The 22,238-nt window shown below is 45.0% G+C and carries 17 protein-coding genes and 1 pseudogene; 9 read left to right on the top strand and 9 right to left on the bottom strand.

The genetic code is table 11. From position 1 onward, the window contains the following. Positions 1-9: 9 nt before the first annotated feature. Positions 10-1,875 carry a (E)-4-hydroxy-3-methylbut-2-enyl-diphosphate synthase gene (ispG, locus tag GJU87_RS18820; protein ID WP_153640886.1) on the bottom strand — a complete coding sequence of 622 codons (1,866 nt, stop codon included), beginning with the start codon at positions 1,873-1,875 and terminating at the stop codon, positions 10-12. Positions 1,876-2,147: 272 nt separating this feature from the next. On the opposite strand from ispG, the gene gldA reads away from it, so the two are divergent. After that, the gene (gene gldA, locus GJU87_RS18815; RefSeq protein ID WP_153640885.1) at positions 2,148-3,059 is read left to right on the top strand and encodes a gliding motility-associated ABC transporter ATP-binding subunit GldA; all 912 of its coding nucleotides are present in this window, start codon (positions 2,148-2,150) and stop codon (positions 3,057-3,059) included. A 227-nt stretch (positions 3,060-3,286) separates the two neighbouring features. Then, positions 3,287-4,543, top strand: a complete 1,257-nt coding sequence (gene metK / locus GJU87_RS18810; protein ID WP_153640884.1) for a methionine adenosyltransferase — start codon at positions 3,287-3,289, stop codon at positions 4,541-4,543. Between the two features lie 1,335 nt (positions 4,544-5,878). Here the strand turns inward: metK and GJU87_RS18805 are convergent. After that, positions 5,879-6,907, bottom strand: a complete 1,029-nt coding sequence (locus GJU87_RS18805) for an NAD-dependent epimerase/dehydratase family protein (RefSeq protein ID WP_153640883.1) — start codon at positions 6,905-6,907, stop codon at positions 5,879-5,881. 83 nt (positions 6,908-6,990) lie between these two features. Beyond that, complete coding sequence (dnaG, locus tag GJU87_RS18800; RefSeq protein ID WP_153640882.1) at positions 6,991-8,955, bottom strand: DNA primase; 1,965 nt, start codon at positions 8,953-8,955, stop codon at positions 6,991-6,993. A 267-nt stretch (positions 8,956-9,222) separates the two neighbouring features. On the opposite strand from dnaG, the gene GJU87_RS18795 reads away from it, so the two are divergent. After that, positions 9,223-9,633, top strand: coding sequence for an RNA-binding protein (locus GJU87_RS18795; protein ID WP_153640881.1), 411 nt, complete (start codon positions 9,223-9,225; stop codon positions 9,631-9,633). 187 nt (positions 9,634-9,820) lie between these two features. On the opposite strand, the pseudogene GJU87_RS18790 reads toward GJU87_RS18795, so the two are convergent. Beyond that, positions 9,821-11,341: pseudogene (locus tag GJU87_RS18790) on the bottom strand (IS1182 family transposase); the annotation flags it as partial. Positions 11,342-11,420: 79 nt separating this feature from the next. Continuing rightward, on the bottom strand, positions 11,421-12,170 hold the full coding sequence (locus GJU87_RS18785) for a YkgJ family cysteine cluster protein (RefSeq protein WP_153640880.1): 750 nt from the start codon (positions 12,168-12,170) through the stop codon (positions 11,421-11,423). Positions 12,171-12,283: 113 nt separating this feature from the next. On the opposite strand from GJU87_RS18785, the gene GJU87_RS18780 reads away from it, so the two are divergent. From GJU87_RS18780 to GJU87_RS18770, 3 genes are all read left to right on the top strand, one after another. Further along, the gene (locus tag GJU87_RS18780; protein ID WP_153640879.1) at positions 12,284-12,964 is read left to right on the top strand and encodes an NAD-dependent deacylase; all 681 of its coding nucleotides are present in this window, start codon (positions 12,284-12,286) and stop codon (positions 12,962-12,964) included. A 32-nt stretch (positions 12,965-12,996) separates the two neighbouring features. Next, the gene (locus GJU87_RS18775; RefSeq protein ID WP_153640878.1) at positions 12,997-13,605 is read left to right on the top strand and encodes an outer membrane beta-barrel protein; all 609 of its coding nucleotides are present in this window, start codon (positions 12,997-12,999) and stop codon (positions 13,603-13,605) included. Positions 13,606-13,687: 82 nt separating this feature from the next. Then, positions 13,688-14,263, top strand: coding sequence for a UbiX family flavin prenyltransferase (locus GJU87_RS18770; protein ID WP_194831581.1), 576 nt, complete (start codon positions 13,688-13,690; stop codon positions 14,261-14,263). Here GJU87_RS18770 and GJU87_RS18765 read toward each other — a convergent pair. Both GJU87_RS18765 and GJU87_RS18760 read right to left on the bottom strand, forming a co-directional pair. Then, a complete protein-coding gene (locus GJU87_RS18765; RefSeq protein WP_153640877.1) occupies positions 14,260-14,943 on the bottom strand; it encodes a ComF family protein in 684 nt (227 codons plus the stop codon). The genes GJU87_RS18770 and GJU87_RS18765 overlap by 4 nt on opposite strands. Before the next feature lie 467 nt (positions 14,944-15,410). After that, positions 15,411-16,016, bottom strand: coding sequence for a riboflavin synthase (locus tag GJU87_RS18760; RefSeq protein ID WP_153640876.1), 606 nt, complete (start codon positions 16,014-16,016; stop codon positions 15,411-15,413). Positions 16,017-16,121: 105 nt separating this feature from the next. Here GJU87_RS18760 and GJU87_RS18755 point away from each other — a divergent pair, with 105 nt between their 5' ends. The 3 genes from GJU87_RS18755 to GJU87_RS18745 all read left to right on the top strand — a co-directional run bounded on the left by GJU87_RS18755 (position 16,122) and on the right by GJU87_RS18745 (position 19,200). Further along, positions 16,122-16,529, top strand: a complete 408-nt coding sequence (locus tag GJU87_RS18755; protein ID WP_153640875.1) for an OsmC family protein — start codon at positions 16,122-16,124, stop codon at positions 16,527-16,529. Positions 16,530-16,615: 86 nt separating this feature from the next. Next, the gene (locus GJU87_RS18750; RefSeq protein WP_153640874.1) at positions 16,616-17,041 is read left to right on the top strand and encodes a pyridoxamine 5'-phosphate oxidase family protein; all 426 of its coding nucleotides are present in this window, start codon (positions 16,616-16,618) and stop codon (positions 17,039-17,041) included. 29 nt (positions 17,042-17,070) lie between these two features. Continuing rightward, positions 17,071-19,200 carry a TonB-dependent receptor gene (locus GJU87_RS18745; protein ID WP_153640873.1) on the top strand — a complete coding sequence of 710 codons (2,130 nt, stop codon included), beginning with the start codon at positions 17,071-17,073 and terminating at the stop codon, positions 19,198-19,200. A gap of 472 nt (positions 19,201-19,672) precedes the next feature. On the opposite strand, the gene GJU87_RS18740 is transcribed toward GJU87_RS18745, so the two are convergent. Beyond that, positions 19,673-20,650, bottom strand: a complete 978-nt coding sequence (locus GJU87_RS18740) for an ROK family protein (RefSeq protein ID WP_153640872.1) — start codon at positions 20,648-20,650, stop codon at positions 19,673-19,675. Between the two features lie 87 nt (positions 20,651-20,737). After that, the gene (locus GJU87_RS18735) at positions 20,738-22,099 is read right to left on the bottom strand and encodes an MFS transporter (RefSeq protein WP_153640871.1); all 1,362 of its coding nucleotides are present in this window, start codon (positions 22,097-22,099) and stop codon (positions 20,738-20,740) included. Positions 22,100-22,238: the final 139 nt, after the last annotated feature.

Here is a 22,238-nt window from a genome sequence, read left to right as displayed (position 1 = left end):
GTAAATTTTCTACCTGGAAAGCGTAGGCTCATGCCAGTCACCATTTTCCATCATCAGCTTTTTCAGCTCATCCACAGCCTTTTCTGATGGCACATGGCGTTTCACAAGCTTCTGTCCTTTGTAGAGGTTGATATGACCCGGGCCGGAACCAACGTAGCCGTAATCTACATCGCCCATTTCGCCCGGCCCGTTAACAACACACCCCATCACACCGATTTTCAAGTGATTGAGATGACGGAAATGTTTTTTCACTTCAGATAAGGTACCCTGAAGCTCGAAAAGGGTCCTACCACAACCTGGACAGGAAACAAATTCGGTGCGGGTTACACGCATACGACTGGCTTGCAACAATCCGAACGAAAGATCCTTCAACTCGTTATAACCAATGGTTCCCTGATTCGACAACAAAATACCGTCGCCGTAACCATCAATCAGCAGTCCGCCCAAATCGGTGGAAGCCTTTATCAAGAGATCTTCGTAATTATCTTCCCGGTAGGAGCGATGCAAAATAACCGGATTTTTGCAGATATGCGCATCCAGTTCCATGAAGAAAGCACGTAACTCCGCAAAGCTATTCAGATTATCACTTTCCATAATGATAATCGCTTTCCTCTCGTTCTTCAGCTTTTCAACAATTTCCGGGTTTTCGGCTTTCAGGGCGTCATATTCCGGTTTGCTGGCGCGAATAAACCGCTCCTGGTTGGTGTACATATCGTTGAAGAGATAATCTTCGAGCGAAAGTATCGGAAATGCTCGACCAGCTTTATTGAAAATGCGCTTGCCATCGAAATAGTAATCCGGTTCTGTTCCGGTATTCAGCGAACGCACTTCTTCCAGGGTGTAGTTATTTAGTGACGCAATAACAACGACCGATTTTTTGCCGCCAATGTCACCAACCGGGCGGTTACTTCTCCGCTCATATTCAAACGGGTTGGTTTGTGAAATCATTGGAGCGGAAATCGGCGCATGATTCTCGCGACCTTTAAAAGCATCGACCAACTTACGGGCAAATCCAATTTCGTTGGCCGGATCTTCTGTCAGGGAAACCCGGATGGTATCGCCAATTCCGTCAGCCAGCAATGCTCCGGACCCAACGGCTGATTTGATGCGTCCGTCTTCGCCTTCGCCCGCTTCCGTCACACCAATATGGAACGGATAATTCATTCCTTCCAGGCGCATCCGGTAGTTCATCAACCGGACGGTGTACACCATCAGCCGGGTGTTACTGGCTTTGATGGATATTACGACATTGTGAAAGTCAACTTTTTTGCAAATGCGAAGGAATTCCATCACCGATTCGACGATTCCCGCCGGCGTATCGCCATAACGGCTCATGATTCGGTCAGAAAGCGAACCGTGATTGGCTCCAATCCGAAGCGCTGTGCCACGTTCTGCACAAGCTTTCAAAAACGGAATAAAGCGCTCTTCGATGCTGGCCAACTCGTCACGATATTCATCGTCGGTATATTCCACCTTTTGGAATCGGGCCCGAGGATCGTAAAAATTGCCGGGATTGATGCGGACTTTCTTCACATATTTAATAGCCGTTTCGGCAGCTTGCGGAGAAAAATGAATATCAGCCACAAGAGGTGTTGCGGCATATCCACGCTTATCGAGTTCGGCTCGGATGTTTTTGAGATTTTCAGCTTCGCGGAGTCCCTGCACTGCCATACGGACGTAATCAGCACCCTCCTTGATAATCCGGATGATCTGCTCAACCGTGGCTTCCGTATCTTTTGTATCTGTATCCGTCATTGACTGTAAACGAATCGGATACTCTCCTCCAACCTTCACATTTCCCACTTGTACGGCAGCTGTTTTTTGCCGCTCGTACCGGAATAAACTCTTCACAAAATTAAAATTCTGATCCTTCATGGTTATCGTCGCTCCGGGACATTTTACTGTAAAACAGACTCATTACACAACTTCCAATTGGCATTCAACAAGCCTGTTCGAAATTCTCGAAATTAGTTGTTTCATGGTTCGCTGCCACAAAATTAGCAAAGATTTTCAGAGAGATATGAAAATTGTCATTGCATATTGCTATTTAGACCTAAAGTCAGCAAAAACAGATAAAATTGTCGGCCACAGCTGCTGATTTCCTTGTCAAATAAAAGGAAAAGTTATTTTTGTAGAAAAGCGAGTTTATGTCGATACAGGTCGAAAATATTACGAAATTATTTGGAGAGCAAAAAGCGCTGGACGATGTTACATTTTCCATCCACACGGGTGAGGTAACTGGTTTTCTGGGTCCGAACGGTGCCGGCAAATCAACCATGATGAAGATTATCACCGGCTTACTCACTCCTTCATCGGGCAATGCAGTAGTGAACGACCTGCCTGTCCGGGAACATTCCATCGACATACGCCGGCAGATTGGATACCTGCCCGAGAACAATCCCCTGTATCCCGACATGTACATCCGGGAGTACCTTGAATCGGTTGCCGGAATGTACCCGATCAAAAACCGGAAAGCCCGAGTTGAAGAAATGATTGAGCTTACCGGGCTGACTCCGGAATTAGGAAAGAAGATCGGTTCCCTGTCGAAAGGGTTCCGGCAACGCGTCGGTATCGCGCAAGCGCTGATTCATGATCCGGGCGTTCTCATTCTCGACGAGCCAACCTCCGGACTCGACCCGGCACAACTGATCGAAATCCGACGTTTGATTCAGGAAGTAAGCCGAAATAAAACCGTTATGCTCTCCACTCATATTATGCAGGAAGTGGAAGCCATTTGCAACCGGGTACTTATCATCAACAAAGGCAGGATTGTTGCCGACAAAGACCGTTCGCAATTTCATGCTCTGAGGACCGATGCCCCTCAGCTGGTCCGTATTGAAACACAAGGTGAGGTTACGGCTGAAATGCTCGGATCGATCGATGGCGTAGAACAGGTTGAAAAAACCGGTGAGTCGGAATGGCTCCTGACCGGAACGACTACCGAAGACATCAGGCCGGCCGTATTCCGCTTTGCAGCAGAAAATGGGTTCGTTTTACTCACATTGCAACGCGAAACCACCACACTCGAGAAAGTCTTCCTCGAAGTAACCGGGAATTGAACTGAAACCGGTCAATGCCTGTCATTCAATTTTTATCCATCTTTTTGCATATTTAAATATTTTCGATGTACATTTGTGCCTCGAATGTGGATAGATTTGATTGATTGCAACCACGGAAAAAAATGCTAAAGCAGTGCCTTCCCGTCTATTATCAATCAACCATTTAACGTCCCGTTCTATTTTTGTTTCATCGATGGTCGGCCTGTGCCGTCCAAAAAATTATAATTATGGGATTTCTGTTTACATCAGAATCGGTATCGGAAGGGCACCCCGATAAGGTGGCTGATCAAATATCCGATGCATTGTTAGACGCCTTACTGGCGTACGATCCGGACTCGAAAGTGGCGATTGAAACCCTGGTAACCACAGGGCAGGTAATTATTGCCGGCGAAGTAAAGACACAGACGTATATCGACGTTCAGAAAGAGGCACGCGACGTAATTGCCCGCATAGGTTACACCAAAGCCGAGTATCAGTTCGACAGTGATTCATGTGGTATCCTCACAGCCATTCATGAGCAATCGCCGGATATTAACCGGGGTGTTGACCGCGAAGACCGCGAAAACCAGGGAGCTGGTGACCAGGGGATGATGTTTGGTTATGCGTGTAAAGAAACCGACGACTACATGCCGCTTCCGCTGGAATTATCACACCGTTTGCTGCTAGAACTGGCTGAAATTCGCCGCGAAGGAAAAGAGATGACCTACCTCCGCCCGGATTCCAAATCGCAGGTGACGATTGAGTACAATGACGATAACGAACCGTTGCGGGTTCACACCATCGTAGTTTCTACGCAGCACGACGATTTCGACAACGACGACGAGCGCATGTTGGCAAAAATCAAAGATGATGTCCGCAAGATTCTTATTCCGCGCACGGTTGCCAAGTTGCCTGAGCGTCTGAAGAAGTTGTTCGACGACCAATATGTTTTGCACGTTAATCCTACCGGGAAGTTCGTTATCGGAGGTCCTAACGGCGACACAGGTTTAACCGGTCGTAAAATTATTGTCGATACTTACGGAGGAAAAGGAGCACACGGTGGAGGAGCATTTTCCGGAAAAGACCCGTCGAAGGTAGACCGTTCGGCTGCTTATGCTGCGCGCCACATTGCAAAAAACCTGATAGCCGCCGACGTTGCCGATGAAATATTGGTCCAGCTGGCATATGCCATTGGAGTAGCCCAACCGGTAAACATCTATGTTAACACATATGGCAGGGCCAATGTGGATCTTTCGGATAGCGAAATTGCGGAAAAGATTAGCGAGATTTTCGACCTTCGTCCGTTTGCCATCGAAAAACGGTTGAAGCTTCGTAATCCGATTTACGAAGAAACAGCTGCCTACGGACACATGGGACGGACCCCAAGAACCGTCGTCAAGAATTTTGAATCGCCGTATTCGGGCAAGCTGGAACGAGAAGTAGAACTCTTTACCTGGGAGAAACTCGACTATGTTGAGAAAATAAGAGAGTATTTTATGCTTTAACAAATTTCATTTCTTACATAAACAAAAAAGATCGCTTATTGGGGCGATCTTTTTTGTTTGGGGGGAACACCACCGATTGTCGAATATGATGTGGCATACCCAGCTATTATCTTTCTGACAATTTGTTCCTTAATAATTCAACTGATGAAGTCACATTAGTCAATACACAATTCAGTATTTATCTTTTGAATATTGAATTTTACTTTTTGTGTATTCGAATTGACTATTTGTTTCGCAAAAATACCAGACTTACCATATTTTCGAACGGAAACCAAAACCCAAATTCGCCTTTGTACATGCATCCATTAATCAAGTTTTGCTTTTGAAAAGTCTGCAACACTAAGTCCGGACATCCGGATTTAGTGTTTGTTTTTACAGAAGCAAATCGGTTTTCCGCTTCGAATTTAGAAGCAAATATTTTCGACTAACCAATGCCCATATATGGTGGATCCGGAGGGAAAAATCAAGTTGCCTCACAGCAACCTGAGCCAATCAACCAGCATTAAAACGGATTCGCACATAAAAAGAGCCGGTTCCTGCAAAGGCAACCGGCTCTTTCATCAACTAACCTAACCAAACTAACTTAAAGATTCCTATGAAAAAACTTGCTTTTCCATAGAAACATAGGTGAAACAATATTCTGTTAAGTGCTTAAAACGGATACTAAGAAAAGTTAAGGAAGAAGGATACAATGATTAAATTCTGCACAGCCCGAATCGCGAAAACTTTATTCGACCGAAAGGAGGAGACAAAAAAAAGCCGGGCTGGGAACCCGACTCTTTATAAACTAACCTAACTAAACCAAACTAACCTAACTTAAAGATTCCTATGAAAAAAACTTGCTTTTCCTGTTAACAAAGGTGGCCGTTTTTTCTGTTAACCCGTTCAAACAGGTATTAAAGAAAGTTAAACCTTATAGTAAATAGAAAATCATTCGGGAAGATATCCCAGTGCTGAAATGGGATCAGGAAATATGAGGACATAAAAAAGTCGGGCTGGGAACCCGACTTCTTAATAACCTAACCTAACTAAACCAAACTAACCTAACTTAAAGATTCCTATGAAAAAACTTGCTTTTCCTGTTAACAAAGATGCCCGTTTTTTCTGTTAACCCGTTTAAACAGGTATTAAAGAAAGTTAAACCTCGCTTTAGACCATAAAAAAGCCGGGCTGGGAACCCGGCTTTGTAAAACCTAACTGACTAAACCAACTAACTCTAACATATCAATGAAAAACTTGCTCTTCCTTGAGAACAAAGGTGCAACAATATTACGTTAAGTAAATTCAACGCTACTTAAATATCGTTAATGCAAGTCTACGGTAGTTGTAATTGGATTAGCGATGCTCTTTCAGAAAAATTTTCGATACCCTGGCTACGCTTTCTTCCACTGCAGTGTACTGAAACGGAACAACCCGGGTGATACGGGAACCGTCATAGTGACTCATCTCGTTGGAACTACTGACACTATCGCGGGTGATAGCTGGCCTCGAGGAACTAAACCAGGATACAAACAGAGCGACGCGCCAGCCAATTGCCAAAACCCATTTTCCAGCCGGAATAACAGGTCGCTTTCTTCCCAGATTGTCAGCAACCAGGTTAAAGAATTCGCGAAACCTGACATTTCGGGCTACCAACACATATCGTTCGTTTTTTGCCGACTCCCACTGCGACTGATCAATCATCGAAACAACTGCCTCAACGACATCGAGAACATCGACAAAACCAGTGCCCCCGTTCGTATAAAACAGGAAGCCGTTCCAAATGGTCTTAAAAAGCTGAGGACTTCCGTTGTCCCAGTTTCCCGGGCCGATAATCACACCAGGATTCACAATCAGCACCTCCATGCCTTCATGCATTCCCCGCCAAACTTCCATCTCGGAAAGGAATTTACTCATGCCATAGGCAGTCCGTTTCCGGCTGTTATTCCAAACGTGCTCTTCGGAAGCAGGTACTCCTTCGGGCGGATTTCCCAAAGCTGAAGTAGAACTTACATGGCAAAAGCGAGTGATTCCGGCTTCCTTTGCCAAATCAATCAGATTGGCTGTTCCCTCAACGTTGCTATGAATCATCGCATTGCGATCCCCGCGGTTAAACGAAACGATTGCTGCTGCATGGATAATAAAATCGACACCAACAAGATGCTCTTTTATCGAATCACGATCGAGCAAGTCACCGTCAACCCACTCAATCTTTGCTAAAAGTTGTTTGGCCTCTTCTTCCGAACTATAGTAAGAAAATATTTTTTGTATCTGGTTCAGGTTGCTGGTCTCTCGTTTCAAGGCTCTCACCTGATAGCCGTTTTTTGTGAGGCGATGGAGCAGATGAGCCCCCAGCATTCCGGTCCCGCCGGTTACATATATCATTAACTAATTCTTTTTTATTAAAAGGAAACAAACCACAAAGATGCTATGTGGTTTTGAGATAACCAATCAGTATCTGTTTGGGTTTAAAAATTAATGGTCCTTTTGCCAAGTTTATCCGACAACTCCTTCTCTACCGATTTGAGATTCTGAATATTCCGCTGCAAATTGGCAATTTGTTCAAAATCGTCACCTTTAGCTGCTTCTTTCATTTCGTCGATAGCCTGGTTGATGAGAAATCGTACCATCCGGAGTTTATACTCCTGCAACAACCGGGGCACCAGCATGTACAAGATATCGTGTTCCTCTTCGACGTAACTTCCCTGCTTTTTCCAAAACTGACTTTCGGTATATTTTTCCGACAAAATATTGGAGCAAAGCTGACTAACAGATGAATCGGGATGCTGAACAAAGTAACGCAGCGGTTCGAAGCCTTCTTCACCGAAATGTTCATCACATTCCTGGAAAACCTGCCGAATCACCGGGTCGACCGATTCGATGCCATCCGCATCCAGTTCCGATATAAAATAGTCCGCGACGGTGATTACTTCGGTTTCACCTTCATCGTTTTCTACTTCGAAAAGCTTCTGGTCGCCATACTTCAACATCATACGAAGCACTTCCCTCTCTTCGATGGCACACGGATTACTAACCGGTCCGGCCTCTTTCTTGACTTCAACATTTGGTGCTTCCGGAATATTCTCACGATGCACCTGCACCCGCTGTTCTCTACGAAACATTTCGTCGTCGCGCTTGCGCTTCAGCTTCCGCAACTCCTCGTACAGAACCTCTTCCCGGACATTCATCAAACGACTGCACTCTTTCAGATATTCCGCCCTAACAATTCCATCCGGGATAACCGAAACCGAACGAACGATATCGGTCGTCAATCGCGCTCGTGTAATCGGGTCGTTTTCGGTACCTTCCAGCAATAGCTGCGTTTTGAACTTGATGAAATCGGTTTCGTTTTTGTCGATGTATTCCTGCAACTCTGAAGACCCCATGGAACGTGAAAACGAATCGGGATCTTCGCCTTCCGGAAGCGGAAGCACTTTAACGTTCACCCCTTCTTCCAACACCAAATCAATTCCCCGCAGAGATGCTTTGATACCTGCCTGGTCGCCATCGTAAATAATGGTGATGTTATTGGTAAACCGGCGAATCAACCTGATTTGGTCGCTTGTCAGCGATGTACCCGACGATGCCACCACGTTTTCAATGCCCGACTGATGCATAGCAATAACATCGGTATATCCTTCCACGAGATAGCACTTGTCGTTTTGAATAATACTGCGCTTCGCCTGGAAAATCCCGTATAGAACACGGCTTTTGTGGTAAATATCCGATTCCGGTGAATTGAGGTATTTGGCTATTTTCTTATCCTGCGAAAGCGTCCGGCCACCAAAGGCAATTACCCGCCCCGAAACACCATGAATAGGGAACATGACACGGGCGCTGAACCGGTCGCGAATCCAATCTTCGCGCTTGATGGTCAGTCCGGTCTTTTCCATGAATTTCATCTCATAGCCGGCTTTCAAGGCTTCCTGGGTAAAAACATCATTCCCGGAAGGACAATAGCCTAACTCGAATTTCCGGACCATGTCGTCGCGTAATCCGCGTTCGCGGAAATAGCTCAATGCAGCAATCCGACCTTCGTTACTGTCCCAAAGCTGGCTGGTGAAATATTTCTGTGCAAACGATGTGACAATCATCTGGCTCTCGCGATCGTTACGGGCCTGAATATCTTCGGGCGTTTCTTCCCGTTCGTTTACCTCTATGTTGTATTTCTTTGCCAACCACTTCAGGGCTTCCACATACGAAAGGTGCTCATGCTCCATCACAAAGTTGACTACACTTCCTCCTTTTCCGCAACCAAAGCACTTATAAATTCCCTTGGAAGGCGACACATTAAACGAAGGAGTCTTCTCGTTATGAAACGGGCACAAACCGATGAAATTGGTTCCCCGCCGTTTAAGTGTGACAAAATCACCAACGACGTCCACAATCTCGGAACTGTCCAGTATGCGTTGTATCGTACCCTGATCAATCATGAAGCAAAAGTAATGAAAATTGGCAGATCGTATTGGCAGCTTGTCCTTGTATCCGGTTGATTTGAAAATTATTCTATAGGTTTGTTAATTAACACTTAATTGAAAAAATCTTTACCAAAGGTTGGTATCAATCTGAAATTTTTAGGTTACTTTTGACTTATAGATTAGAAATAAGTTCTGTGAGCCAACTAAAAAAACTTGCTTTGCTTGTCTCTCTTCTAACCGCGTTCATTACCCCTTTTATTTATTTAATAATTTTTATTTATCATGAACATTTTTGTAGCAAAGCTGAGCTCCGAGACTACAAGCGAAGACCTTGAGAATCTTTTTGCACACTATGGCGAAGTTGCTTACGCCAAAATTATCTTCGACCGGGAAACCGGGAACTCCAAAAGATATGGATTTGTTGAAATGCCTAATGAACCGGAAGCTTATGAAGCAATCAGTGAACTGAACGAATCAGAGCTTCAGGGCAGCACAATTGTCGTTAAGAAATCAGCGCCCCGCGAAGGCGGCGGACGTGATGATCGCGGTGGCTACCGTCGTGAAGGAGGCAACCGTGGTGGTGGCGGTGGATATCGTCGTGAAGGAGGTTACCGTCGCGAGGGTGGAAACAGAGATTTTAACCGGGATGGTGGAAACAGAGATTTCAACCGTCGCTCCGATAGAAGGTACTAAAAAAGAGGAGGCTGTCCAAAAAGGGCGGCCTCATTTTTTAAGCAGCGAACCTGATTGTTCCGAACATTTTCCTGATTTTTGGTAGGCATTGTTGTATGTCTGCTTTTGTGCAGGATATTGCTTCAAAAACGAAAATAATTGTATAAGGAACGGAATTTTTCGGACGTTTGGACATAGTTAGGGCCACTAACTTCCTCAAGTTGTGTCCAATGGCCATTAACCCAAACTCTACTTCCACCTTGGATAATCCTTTGAGGGTAAACCGGTTAAATTTGTTGTTTGATTTCAGCTGCCCAAACACCGCTTCCGGTTCGATGGGGCGCATGCTGCGGTGGTAAAGGCCTTCTTCACTGGTTAACCTTTCTCTTGCCAGCCGGCGTAATCGATTTAGCTTGTGGTTGATTTCGAGCTTTCGGTTCCCCATGGCTTTATAGCACAGCCCCCGAAGCGGGCATCCGGTGCAATTTTGTGACTGGTAGATACTCACCTGGTATTGATATCCCAACTGTGTTTTGCGCCTGTTGTTACTCACCCTGTTCATGCGTTGTCCCATGGGACAGACATAAAAATCCTTTTCCTTATTATAATACAGGTTTGCTGGCAAAAAAGCATTATTTCTTTGACTTCTTTTTTGTTCTTTATGAAAGTAGTTGTACTTGACAAAGGCTTTTATGTCCTGATTTTCCAGATATTGGTAGTTCTCTTCGCTGCCATAGCCTGAGTCGGCAATCACCGTGGATGATCGCCTGTTGTAAAGTGCTCCAAAATGGTCAAGGTGCGGTATCAGGGTGGCGGTATCGCCGGGACGTTGATGGAGTGAAAAATGGGTAATAAACTGGTTCTCCGTGCTGATTTGAGTATTGTAAGCAGGCTTTAACTGCCCGTTTTTCATATGATCCTCTTTCATGCGCATGAAGGTGGCATCGGTATCGGTTTTCGAGTAGCTGTTCCTTTGCCCCAGGGTTTCGAGTTGCTGTTTGTATTTTTTCAGTTTGGGCAGGGAATCCGATTCCAGTTGTTTCAACTGTTTTTGCTGTTTCCTGTTCAGTTTTGAGAGTTGTTCATTTAACTGGTTGATTTTCTTTTGTAACAGTTCGGAATCAATCGGCTGTGGCAGGTGGTCTTCTTCAGGGGAAGCTGAGTCCACTTCAATGCTTGCCTGAATCTCTTTTAATACCTTTTCGATTTTGGCTTCAAGCTTATCCTTGTATTTTTCAACCGAGCCACGCCAAACAAACGTATAGCGATTTGACGTTGCTTCGATTTTTGTCCCGTCAATGTATTGTACATCCAGGCTCACGTACCCCATTTCGTTCATCAACCGAACCATCGAGGCAAACAACTGATGGATTTTATTTTTTAATTTCTGACTTCGGAAATTGTTTATGGTCCTGAAATTAGGCGTTGCTTCACCCGAAAGCCACATGTAATGGATATTTTCCTGAAGTTGCCGTTCTATTTTCCGGCAGGAATAGACATTGTTCAGATAACTGTAAAACAGTATCTTAATCATTACCCGCGGATGATACGAACTTGTTCCGCCTCCTTTATAGGTCGATAAAATATCGTCTATGTTTAACTGGTCAACAACCTGGTTAACCAGACGAACCGGGTGATTAGCCGCTATTTTATCGCTTAGGTTACCCGGAAACAGTACCGACTGTTGGGAAGTAACACTTTTAAATCGTACGTTTGATCGTGTTGTCATTAGCACCTTTAAGATACAAACCTTAAAGCGACAACAAAAACAAAGGCTGTCCAATTTTACTTTTTGGACAGCCTCTTTTTTATGCTTTTTCTCTTAGCCGAACAATTTCCTCAACTTGTTCATGGCCTTCACCGAAATCATCAGACCCCGATAACCAGTTATTCCCCTTATCGGGATTTCCCAACAGTACTCTCAGAATTTTTTCCAGTCGGTTTTCGTGTACCGAAATCCCTTTTTCTTTCAGGTAATGAATTAATCCACTGTTCATCATTCGGCCCGCATGCAGTGGAAAATCGAATAACTCCGGATATACATCCGGGTTCTCGGGATGATGAAATTCCTGAAGACAGCTATTCAGATTAGAGGACAAATAAATTCGGCACGCCATTGGCCGAACCGGATAAACGCTGCAGCTCCCGTCCTGGAGCAACGGACACGGAATTTTTGCCTGCAAAGCCTTCTCAGCCACTAAGCCTTTTACTTTCTCATCTTTGTCAACAGCGAGACTCAGAATCGATTCCTTCGTTTCATCATCGAAATTCGTCCCGATATAGTCAGTGATTAACAGCATCTCTGCCGGCATTACCAACACCTGCTGATGACAACACCATGAACACCCCCGCCGGCAATCGATTTGACTGCCACTGGACTCGACTCTATGCTGAAAAGCTTCCAATAGACTATCGATAACGCTATATTGCGTTTTTAGATGTGCCAAAAGCGAATCCCTGGTCAAATTATCTTCCAGGTTACTCGCCGCTAAACGGTATCCATCAGCAAAAAAAGCCTGGTCAATTTCGGTATACGGATCATGGTTTTTCCGTGTCATACAGTAAAAATTAGAACAACAACAAGATATCGATTTATCGAATCCATATAATGGTTTCACTCATTCTTCGTATATTTTCATACGAACATTTAACCTAAAGAGTTATCGGGCCAATGAGACGACTGGTAGTACTATCCGGTGCTGGCATTTCAGCCGAAAGCGGTCTTAAGACTTTCCGCGACATGGGAGGTTTATGGGAGCAGTACGATGTGACCGAAGTGGCCAGTCAGGAAGCCTGGCGACGAAATCCAGAACTGGTCCTGCGCTTCTATAACGAGCGACGGAAGCAGCTTTTCGAGTGTGAGCCCAACGCGGGACATATAGGCCTGTCCCAATTACAGAATGATTACGATGTTCGAATCATTACGCAGAACATCGACGACTTGCATGAACGGGCTGGTTCTCGAAATGTGCTTCATTTGCATGGCGAACTGAAGAAAGCACGCAGCACCGTTGATGAATCTCTGGTTTACGATCTCGATAACTGGGAACTGAAGCCCGGAGATTGTTGCGAAAAAGGAAGTCAGTTGCGCCCGCACGTGGTATGGTTTGGCGAACCAGTTACCGCAATTCCCGATGCTGTTGCGTTGGTTGAATCGGCGGATATCATGGTGGTGATTGGCACTTCATTGAATGTTTACCCGGCAGCCGGGCTGTTGAATTATACGCGAGAAAATGTGCCGGTTTTCCTAATCGACCCGAATCCGCCATTTCAGGTCTCGCCGGAAATCCACATTATAGCAATGAAAGCGGGTGCCGGCGTCGCCGAATTACAACGAATATTGAAACACTAAGGTCTGCGATAAACAGACAATTAATCCGATAAATGAAAAAACTATCCATTATTCTCCTGCTCCTGCTACCTGCATCACTTTACGCGCAGAAATTTTACGGCGGTCTGCAGGGAGGACTCAATGCCACACAGGTGGAAGGAGATTTATCATCAGGCTTTAACAAAGCCGGAATCGTTGCCGGCGGATGGGTGCAAATTGACCTGACACCGAAACTCTGGAGCGGCATGGAATTAAAGTACACCCAAAAAGGGAGCCGAATGAATCCCAATCCAAAAACTGGTGAGTTGCGCAAATATGTGATGCGTCTTGGCTACATGGAAATGCCGGTAACCATCGGCTATCGGGCTGAAGACTGGCTTTCAGTACTCGCAGGAGTGTCATACAACCGGTTAGTCAATTCCCGCGAATTCGATAATTACGGAGATTTACCTCCACAGGAAACATTGCCATTTAAAGATAATACCTGGGATGTAATGGCAGGTGGTCGCTTCAATGTTTTACCCAAACTCCAGGTCGATATCCGTTACGCTATTTCGATAACATCGATCCGGAATCTGCCCGGACAATCACTTGTGTATATACGCGACGACCAATACAGCCGGGCCATTACGACTACGTTGTTTTATCAAATTGATTGGTAACTTTGGCAGGAAACTTTTATCCCCGTCTTTCGTTTCTTCTGTAAACACTTTCCCGGATAACCGGAAGAGAAGAATTGGTATCATGAGAAAAAAACTGGTGGTTGCCGTTACCGGAGCAAGCGGCTCGATTTATGCAGCAACATTGCTGAAAAAGCTGGAAAGCATTAAGGATCAAATTGAATCCTGTGGTGTGGTGATGTCAACCAATGCCCGCGACATCTGGTCCTTTGAACTGAACAGCGAACCGCCGGTTCTGGAATATCCTTTCCTCGAATACCAGAAAAGTGACTTCTATGCGCCCTTTGCCTCCGGCTCGGCAGGTTACGATGCCATGCTGGTTGTGCCCTGTTCGATGGGAACAATGGGGAGAATTGCCGCAGGTGTTTCAGACGATTTGGTTACCCGCGCGGCCGATGTGATGTTGAAAGAGCGCAAAAAACTGATTCTCGTTCCCCGGGAAACACCGTACAGCCTCATCCATCTGCAGAATATGACCCGCTTAACTGAAGCAGGAGCCATTATCTGTCCGGCCAGTCCGTCTTTCTACAGTCGCCCCGAAACACTAGAAGAAGCAGCCGCAACAGTCATTAACCGGGTTATTGACCTGGCAGGTCTCCACCTCGACAGTTACCGCTGGCCGGGAGATTCGGACCATTAAGCACACGCCAGGGTTGCAATGCTCACTTTCACACCCGGAATTTTCAACAGAGGTGCACAACAGGCTTCGAGAGTTGCCCCCGTCGTTACCACATCGTCGACAACCAGCACATGCAGATTTCCAAGTTTTTCCGGTTTCGTAACCTGAAAAATACCTTCCACATTCTCCCAACGGTGGTAACGGCTCTTCCGCGTTTGCGATGAAGTATGCACGTTACGAATTAAAACATCGCTGATAACCGGAATATTCATCACCTCGCTAATACCATTGGCAATGTACTCGCTCTGGTTATACCCGCGTTTCTTTTGTTTTTTTGGATGCAGCGGAACCGGAATAACCGCGTCCAATGTTTCGAACATCGAACTGGAGAATAACTCGATTCCCAATTCTCTTCCCAGAACTTTTCCCACTCCCGGTTCGCGCTGGTACTTCATCCGGTGAAACATCTTTTGCAACCGGCTTCCCTTTTCGAAATAACAAAGCGAAACAGCGTGCTCCAGCGGAATGCGTCCCCAGAAAACCTGGGCCACTTTATTATCAGCAAACCTGGCAAATCCCGTTCGGGGAAGATCCGCCAGACAACGAATACAAATCTCTTCTTCGCCATGAACAAGAGGTTCGCCACAGCCAGCGCATAATTGGGGAAAGAAAAGTGATATGAAATCGTTGACAAGAGACATAGCTTATCTTCCGATATTCAAGTTACTATTTTTCAGTCATATTATATACCTCTTTCACTCCCGAATTGATTCACTCAGGAAAACAGTCTTTTTATGTATGAACATGTGATGGTAAAGAAGAATATTTGATTCCGTTAATTAAACCGAATGGTATAAGACATTCAGTGGATTATGGAAAGGCAAAAACAGATATGAACGTAACAAATGTTAATAAAAAAATTTGGTTAGATCTCGTAGAACTACTACTTTGCAGCAGATTTTAAAAGCAGGCATTTTAAGGGCAAACTTTGTTATTCTTTTTCCATTTTCCCAATTCCCAGAAGAACATGTTGTCCTTAAATACACAAAAGGGGTTGCACGAGTTGCAACCTTTTTTTTGCCTAAGAATCAGAAAAATACTTTCACTTGGATCATAAAAAAAGGCCCGCATTTTACGGGCCTTTCCTCTCTATTTCTCGTGAGCTCAGTTATTGATTATAGGTATTCAACCGGCTCAAATATTTTCCAATGATATCGAACTCGATATTTACAACAGAACCTGCTTCAAAAGTGTGGAAGTTAGTGTGTTCCTGGGTATAAGGAATAATTGCCACCTGGAAACTATTGTCTTTTGCGTTTACAACCGTGAGACTGACACCGTTCACACAAACCGAGCCTTTTTCAACGGTCATGTATCCCTGGCGAGCTTTCTCGATATCGAAATCGTAAGCAAACGTGTAGTACCAGCTTCCGTCAGCTTCTTCCACTTTCCGGCAAGTAGCCGTCTGGTCAACATGTCCCTGAACAATGTGTCCGTCCAGTCGTCCGTTGATCGGCATGCTGCGCTCCAGGTTGACCTTATCGCCAACTTTGAGCAAACCCAGATTCGACTTTTGGAGCGTCTCCTTGATGGCAGTGACCGTGTAAGTTTTGTCGGTTCTTTTCACTACCGTGAGACAAACCCCGTTGTGTGACAGACTTTGATCGATCTTCAGCTCGTTAACAAAGTCACACTCCAGTGTAAGGTGAACATTTTCCTGTTCTTTATCGATGGCCACCACAGTGCCCATTCCTTCGACGATTCCTGAGAACATTTTCGCGTATCTTTAAAAATTTCTACGAAGGTAATTATTTTTGAAGAGAGAAAAGAGGAACCAACGTTCCGTTACCGTAACCATAACACAATAAGATTCATTTGTATGCCAACCGTTAAGACAAAATACCTGGGAAACCTCAGAACCGAAAACGAACATCTCCAATCGGGATGTACACTAATAACCGATGCGCCGCTGGATAATCAAGGCCGTGGCGAAGCTTTCTCGCCAACTGATTTGGCAGCAACTGCGCTGGGCGATTGCATCATGACCATCATGGGAATTAAAGCCCGCGACAAAGGAATTGATCTGGAGGGAACCCAAATCGAGATCACCAAAATCATGGCTGCTAATCCACGTCGCATTGGTGAAATTCAGGTTACTTTTCATTTTCCTGATAAGCCTTACAGTGAGAAAGATAAAAAGTTACTCGAAGCCGTTTCGAAGACGTGCCCGGTAGCACTGAGCCTACATCCTGACATCAAACAAAACATTCAGTTCATTTGGCCGTAAAGAAATTTATAACGGTTCAACATTAAAAAAACAAACAGGCTGATTAGCACTAGAATTTCTATTTTTGATAGCTGAAGACACGAACAATGGAAAAACCCGAAAAACGCATTCAAGATTTTATTAAGGAACACCATGTCCTAACGCTGGCTACCAGCCAAAATGGACAACCTTGGTGTGCTAACTGTTTTTACGCCTATCACGAAGATGAGAATGTACTCATCTTTACATCGGACAATGAAACCCGGCATATTCAGGAAGCATTAGCCAACCACCAGGTAGCAGCCTCTATCGTACTGGAAACAGGCGTTGTTGGAAAAATCAGGGGACTGCAAATTACCGGAAAACTGGAATTGCCCGAAGGCGAATTATCCGGCAAGGTCAAGAAACGCTATCTGAAGAAGTTTCCCTATGCCGCACTGATGGACACCAAATTATGGGTGCTGGTAATTGATTCGATGAAAATGACGGATAACCGGCTTGGATTCGGGAAGAAATTATACTGGCCATCTTAGTCACATACAATAAATCAACTAACTAAATAATGAAAAAATTTTGCGCATTACTTTTTTTGTCATTCATGCTCTTCCCTGTTTATCAGGTGTTGGGGCAAACCATTGAAGGCCGAATCACCGATAGCCAAACCGGAGCTCCTTTGCAACAAGCTACAGTCAGTATCCGTGGAACCAGCATGGGCCGGATTGCCGGAAACGAAGGACAATACCAATTCGATCATCTAAAACCAGGCACTTACCAAATCAAAGTATCTTTTATTGGTTACGAGCCTACCGGGAAAACAATCACGGTAAAAGCCGGGGAAACGACCAAAGCCGACTTTCAACTGGTTTCGAAAATTTACCAACAAGAGCAGGTGCTCGTAACCGGAAACCAGGTGGCAACGACCCGTGAATTGGTTCCGCTTACAACCTCGGTTGTTAACGAAGCCGAAATTGAAAACAGTTCACAAACCAACATTTTGCCTCTGCTAAGCGCCAAAGTTCCCGGCATGTTTGTCACTCAGCGCGGATACAGCGGTTTTGGCGTGGCCAGCGGTTCAGCGGGACAAATTACCATTCGCGGAGTTGGCCTCAACGGGGCAACATCGGAAGTGCTGGTGATGATTGACGGTCAACCGCAGATGATGGGCTTAATGGGCCATCCATTTCCCGACAGCTACGTCAGTTCCGATCTGGAAAAGGTAGAAGTGATTCGCGGTCCGGGCTCGTTGCTTTACGGAACCAATGCCATGGGAGGTGTTATTAACCTCATCACCCGAAAGGAAGACAAAGAAGGCTTTTCGGGTCAGGTTCGCGGACAATATGGTTCGTTCAATACAGTAAAAGCGGCTGGCTCGGCTGGCTATCGCGGAAACGGACTGAATATTTTCGCGTCTTACAATTTCGATTCAACGGACGGTTCACGCGACAATTCCGATTTTAAAAACAATACGGCTTACCTGAAAACGGGATATCAGTTTAACGACCATCTTGATTTAGTTTGGGACGGAAGCTACGTTGATTTCACCGCTCATGATCCGGGACCGGTCAATGCATCCGATCCATCGATATATGCCAATAACGGCGCCTGGAACGATATTAAGCGGACTAACACGACGCTGACCCTATCGAACCATTACGACAAGGCAGACGGTAAGCTGAAGCTCTTCTTCAATCGCGGACATCACTTATTGTACGATGGTTGGAATTCAATTGATAAAAATTTTGGTGTCAACTTTTTTCAGGGCTTAAAACTAATCAACCACAACCTGATTGGAATTGGTATTGACTGGAATCGCTATGGCGGGAAAGGTTCCCCCGTGATGGTTCCGCAAATGAATCCCAATGGCCCACCAACCATGGTTCCGTCGCCGTACAACGATCAATGGATTTGGATAAACGAAACAGGGGTCTACTCTTTTGTTCAGCAAACCTTTTTCGGATGGTTGACTGCGAATGCCGGATTGCGCTACCAACACCACACAACGTTTGGTCACGAGTGGATTCCGCAATTTGCACTGACCTTCAAAACCACCGAAAACAGCGATGTTAAGCTATTGGCATCGAAAGGATTTCGCAGCCCGAATGTACGGGAATTGTATCTGTTCCCGCCAGCCAATCCGAACCTGCAGCCCGAAAGCATGTGGAATTACGAAATCGGATACAACCAATCGTTGTTGAACAAGAAGTTGCAGTTGGAAGCTGATATTTACTATTTGAAAGGAAAAAATCTTATTCAGTTAGTACCAACAGGCTCTTTTCCTCCCGTTCGAAATGAAAACACCGGGGCATTTAAGCACTATGGCCTGGAACTGGACGCTAAATATTATGCATTGCCCAATTTAGCTTTCGATGCCAATTACAGCTACCTGCACATGGATACGCCAAAACTGGCGTCACCTGAAAATCAGCTGTATTTTGGTGTAAATTACCTTTTCGGGAAATTCACCCTGAACACCAATATGCAATGGATTTCGGGACTTTACACGCTGGTGGAAGGAGATACGCGTGTCAGTCAGAATTACGTGGTAGTCAACGGAAAACTGAACTACAAAGTCAATAAATACCTCGATGTATATGTGTCGGGCGACAACCTGACCGGAGCCAATTACGAAATCAATTACGGTTACCTGATGCCGGGAACATCCGTTTTGGCTGGTGCTACATTGCGCTTTTAAACATTCCGACGATATTTCAGGAAAGGCCGGGTCACTCCGACCTTTCTTTTTTTGGATAAATACAAAATGTCAAGTTTATTGTCTTCCACCATGCACTTTGTAAATATTACCAATTCAACAAACTATCTTTCCAGGCAAAAAGGTAGTCTTTCCAATACAATCTGGTATTCATTCCAGGTATTTTACTCATCTTTCCAGCAATATTGACACTTCTTCCAGCTATTTTGCCTGTCATTCCAGCTTCGCCGGCACTTCTTCCAACCAAAAACACCTTCATTCCTGCTCGTGGCACATGCTTTCCAGGGGTTCGGATATTTCTTCCAGCCCCGGCTTCTTTCTTTCCTGCTAAGGAAAGCTTATACACCAGAAACCAAAGAACACCAATGCCGTTTTGAGGGCATTCCGGTAGGAAACGGAAACAAGAAAGGCTGTCCCAACCGGAACAGCCCTTTTTATATACAAGTATTCTCTTTTATTCCTTTTCCAGTTCTTTCCAAACCAATGCACTGGCACCAACAATGGCTGCAGAACCAGCTTTCAGTTTCGAAGGAAGAATCTCCACCTTGTTACGGAAAATAGGTAGTACATGTCTTTCCATGCTCTCCTTAGTGGGTTTGAAGATCAGATCGCCGGCAGCAGTTGGACCTCCGAACAGGAAGATGGCTTCCGGGCTCAGGTGACAAACCGTATCACCGAGTCCCTGTCCGAGCAATTCACCGGTAATTTCGAACGCTTCCAGGGCAACTTTATCTCCTTTTTCAGCAGCTTCGAATACCTTCTTCGAGTCGAGTTCATCGAACGAATATTTCGTCAATTCACTGCCACCATTATATTTGGTCAACAGTTCAAATACGGTACGTTTGATACCAGGTGCTGAACAATAAGCTTCGAGGTGACCTGCACCGCCGCAACCGCAAACACGTCCGTGCGGAATAACAGTTGTGTGGCCTACTTCGCCGGCAAAACCGTCATGGCCATAAACCAAATCGCCATTTACCACAATACCGCTTCCCAAACCTGTACCGAGGGTAATCATTACGAAATTTTTCATGCCTTTAGCACCTCCGTAAATCATCTCACCCATAGCGGCTGCATTGGCATCGTTAGTCAACGCCAGCGCTTTCAGATGCGGAAAATTCTCTTTCAGCAAATCAACCAGCGGCACTACTCCTTTAAAAGCCAGGTTTGCTGCCTGCTCGATGGTTCCTTTATAGTAGTTTCCGTTAGGAGCACCAATACCGATACCCATCACTTCTGCATCAGCATTCAGCTTATGAACAGAATCGATTAGCTCGTTGATGCTTTCGCTTAACGAAGCAACATATTTGCCAACATCACCATGGGTTGGTGTTGAGATGGAATCTTTTACCAGGACATCGCCATTTTCGTCAACCACACCCAGAACAGTATTGGTTCCGCCGATATCTATACCTATCGCAACTCTTTTCATGTGTATTTATGTTTTTAGTGGGAAGAGGAACCGGATATTCAGAATAGTAATATCCGGTCCATCCCTAATATATCATTAATTAACTACTTACGCGAGCTTATGTCCTTTTACCGCAAAGAAGAAAATGTAGGCATAACTAAAGGCTGGCACAAGGAATGCCCAGGTATAACCAGCTGAATCTGCAATACTTCCCATTAACGGAGGAAGAATAGCTCCACCCAGAATCAATGCGTTGATCAAACCGGAAGCGCTACTCAACTCTGCATTATCCAGACGTTTCACAGCCAATGAGAAGATATTCGGGAACATAATGGAGTTGAACAATCCGATAGAGATTACGGTCCACAGGGCAACATGACCAGAAGTGAAGGTAGTTGTGAGGTCAAGCGCAGCAGCTATCAGTGCAAAAACAGCCAATGTTCTGGCAGCTTTTCCGCGACCAATCTGCATGATGAAGAAATTCACAATGGCAATGGCCATGAAAGTTCCTCCAATCGTCCAGTTCCAATCAGTAACAAAAGCACCTGATACGAGAGCCAAAAGCAATACCGGCAATGCATAGGTAATCTTCTTGGAGCTCTTCATATCCGAGAACATAAAGGAACCAAAGAAACGACCAATCATGGCACCTCCCCAGTAAATAGCAGCGTAATTAGCAGCCATTTCCGGAGTTTGTCCGAGTGAATTCTTCAGGTAGTTCACAATCAAACCGGCGTTACCAACCTCAGCACCTACGTAGAAGAAGATTCCAAGCGCACCTAAAACCACGTGCGGGTGATTCCAGATACTTTTCTTTTTGCTCTCCTCTCCATGAAGTGCCGCCAACTTAATCAGCAGGATAGCTACTGCCACGATTAATACAATAACCCCCATCACAATGAAAGGCAGCGGCACACGCGAAGCAGCCTGCATAGCTACTTCCGGCGGAGTTTGCGACGTATCAAGCGGTAAATCCAGTCCCTTAAAAATAGCAGTTGCAATCAACCAGGGAGCAATCATGGTAGCGATGGAGTTCAACGCCTGAGTCAAATTCAATCGGCTGGAAGCAGTGTCAGCAGGACCAATTGCAGTTACGTAAGGATTGGCTGCAACCTGAAGGAAAACAACTCCTGTAGCCAAGACAAACGTACCGAACAGAAAGATCGGGAACGATGGGATTCTGGCGGCCGGAACATAGATGAAACTTCCCAGAGCCATTAAAATCAAACCTGCAATCACCGTCTTTTTATAGCCAATCATATCGATCAATTTCCCGGTAGGGATTGACATAATCGGGTATGCAATAAAGAAGGCCGATGACAATAACTGTGCTTCGAATTCCGAAAGGTTAAAAATCACTTTAACCGGTGCACTTAACGTGATGATGAAAGTAGTTGCGAAACCAAAAATGAAAAATATGGCTCCGAAAACGGACATACCGAGTCCGTAATTAGCGTGCTTTTGTTCCATTATGCTTTGTTTTCAGTTAATGATTTGGTTTAGAATAAATCATTTCAAGTTTGAACAAATATAAAAATTAATCTGTCTTTCGTCGTGAAAGATCTCAATCTTTACATGTACGTCACTTGCGATTTTCGAAATTTCCAAC

The sequence above is a fragment of the Prolixibacter sp. NT017 genome (assembly GCF_009617875.1).
Taxonomy (GTDB): Bacteria; Bacteroidota; Bacteroidia; order Bacteroidales; family Prolixibacteraceae; genus Prolixibacter.
The sequence above is the reverse complement of the archived record's forward strand: the minus strand, read 5'-3'. Positions and strand labels throughout refer to the sequence as shown.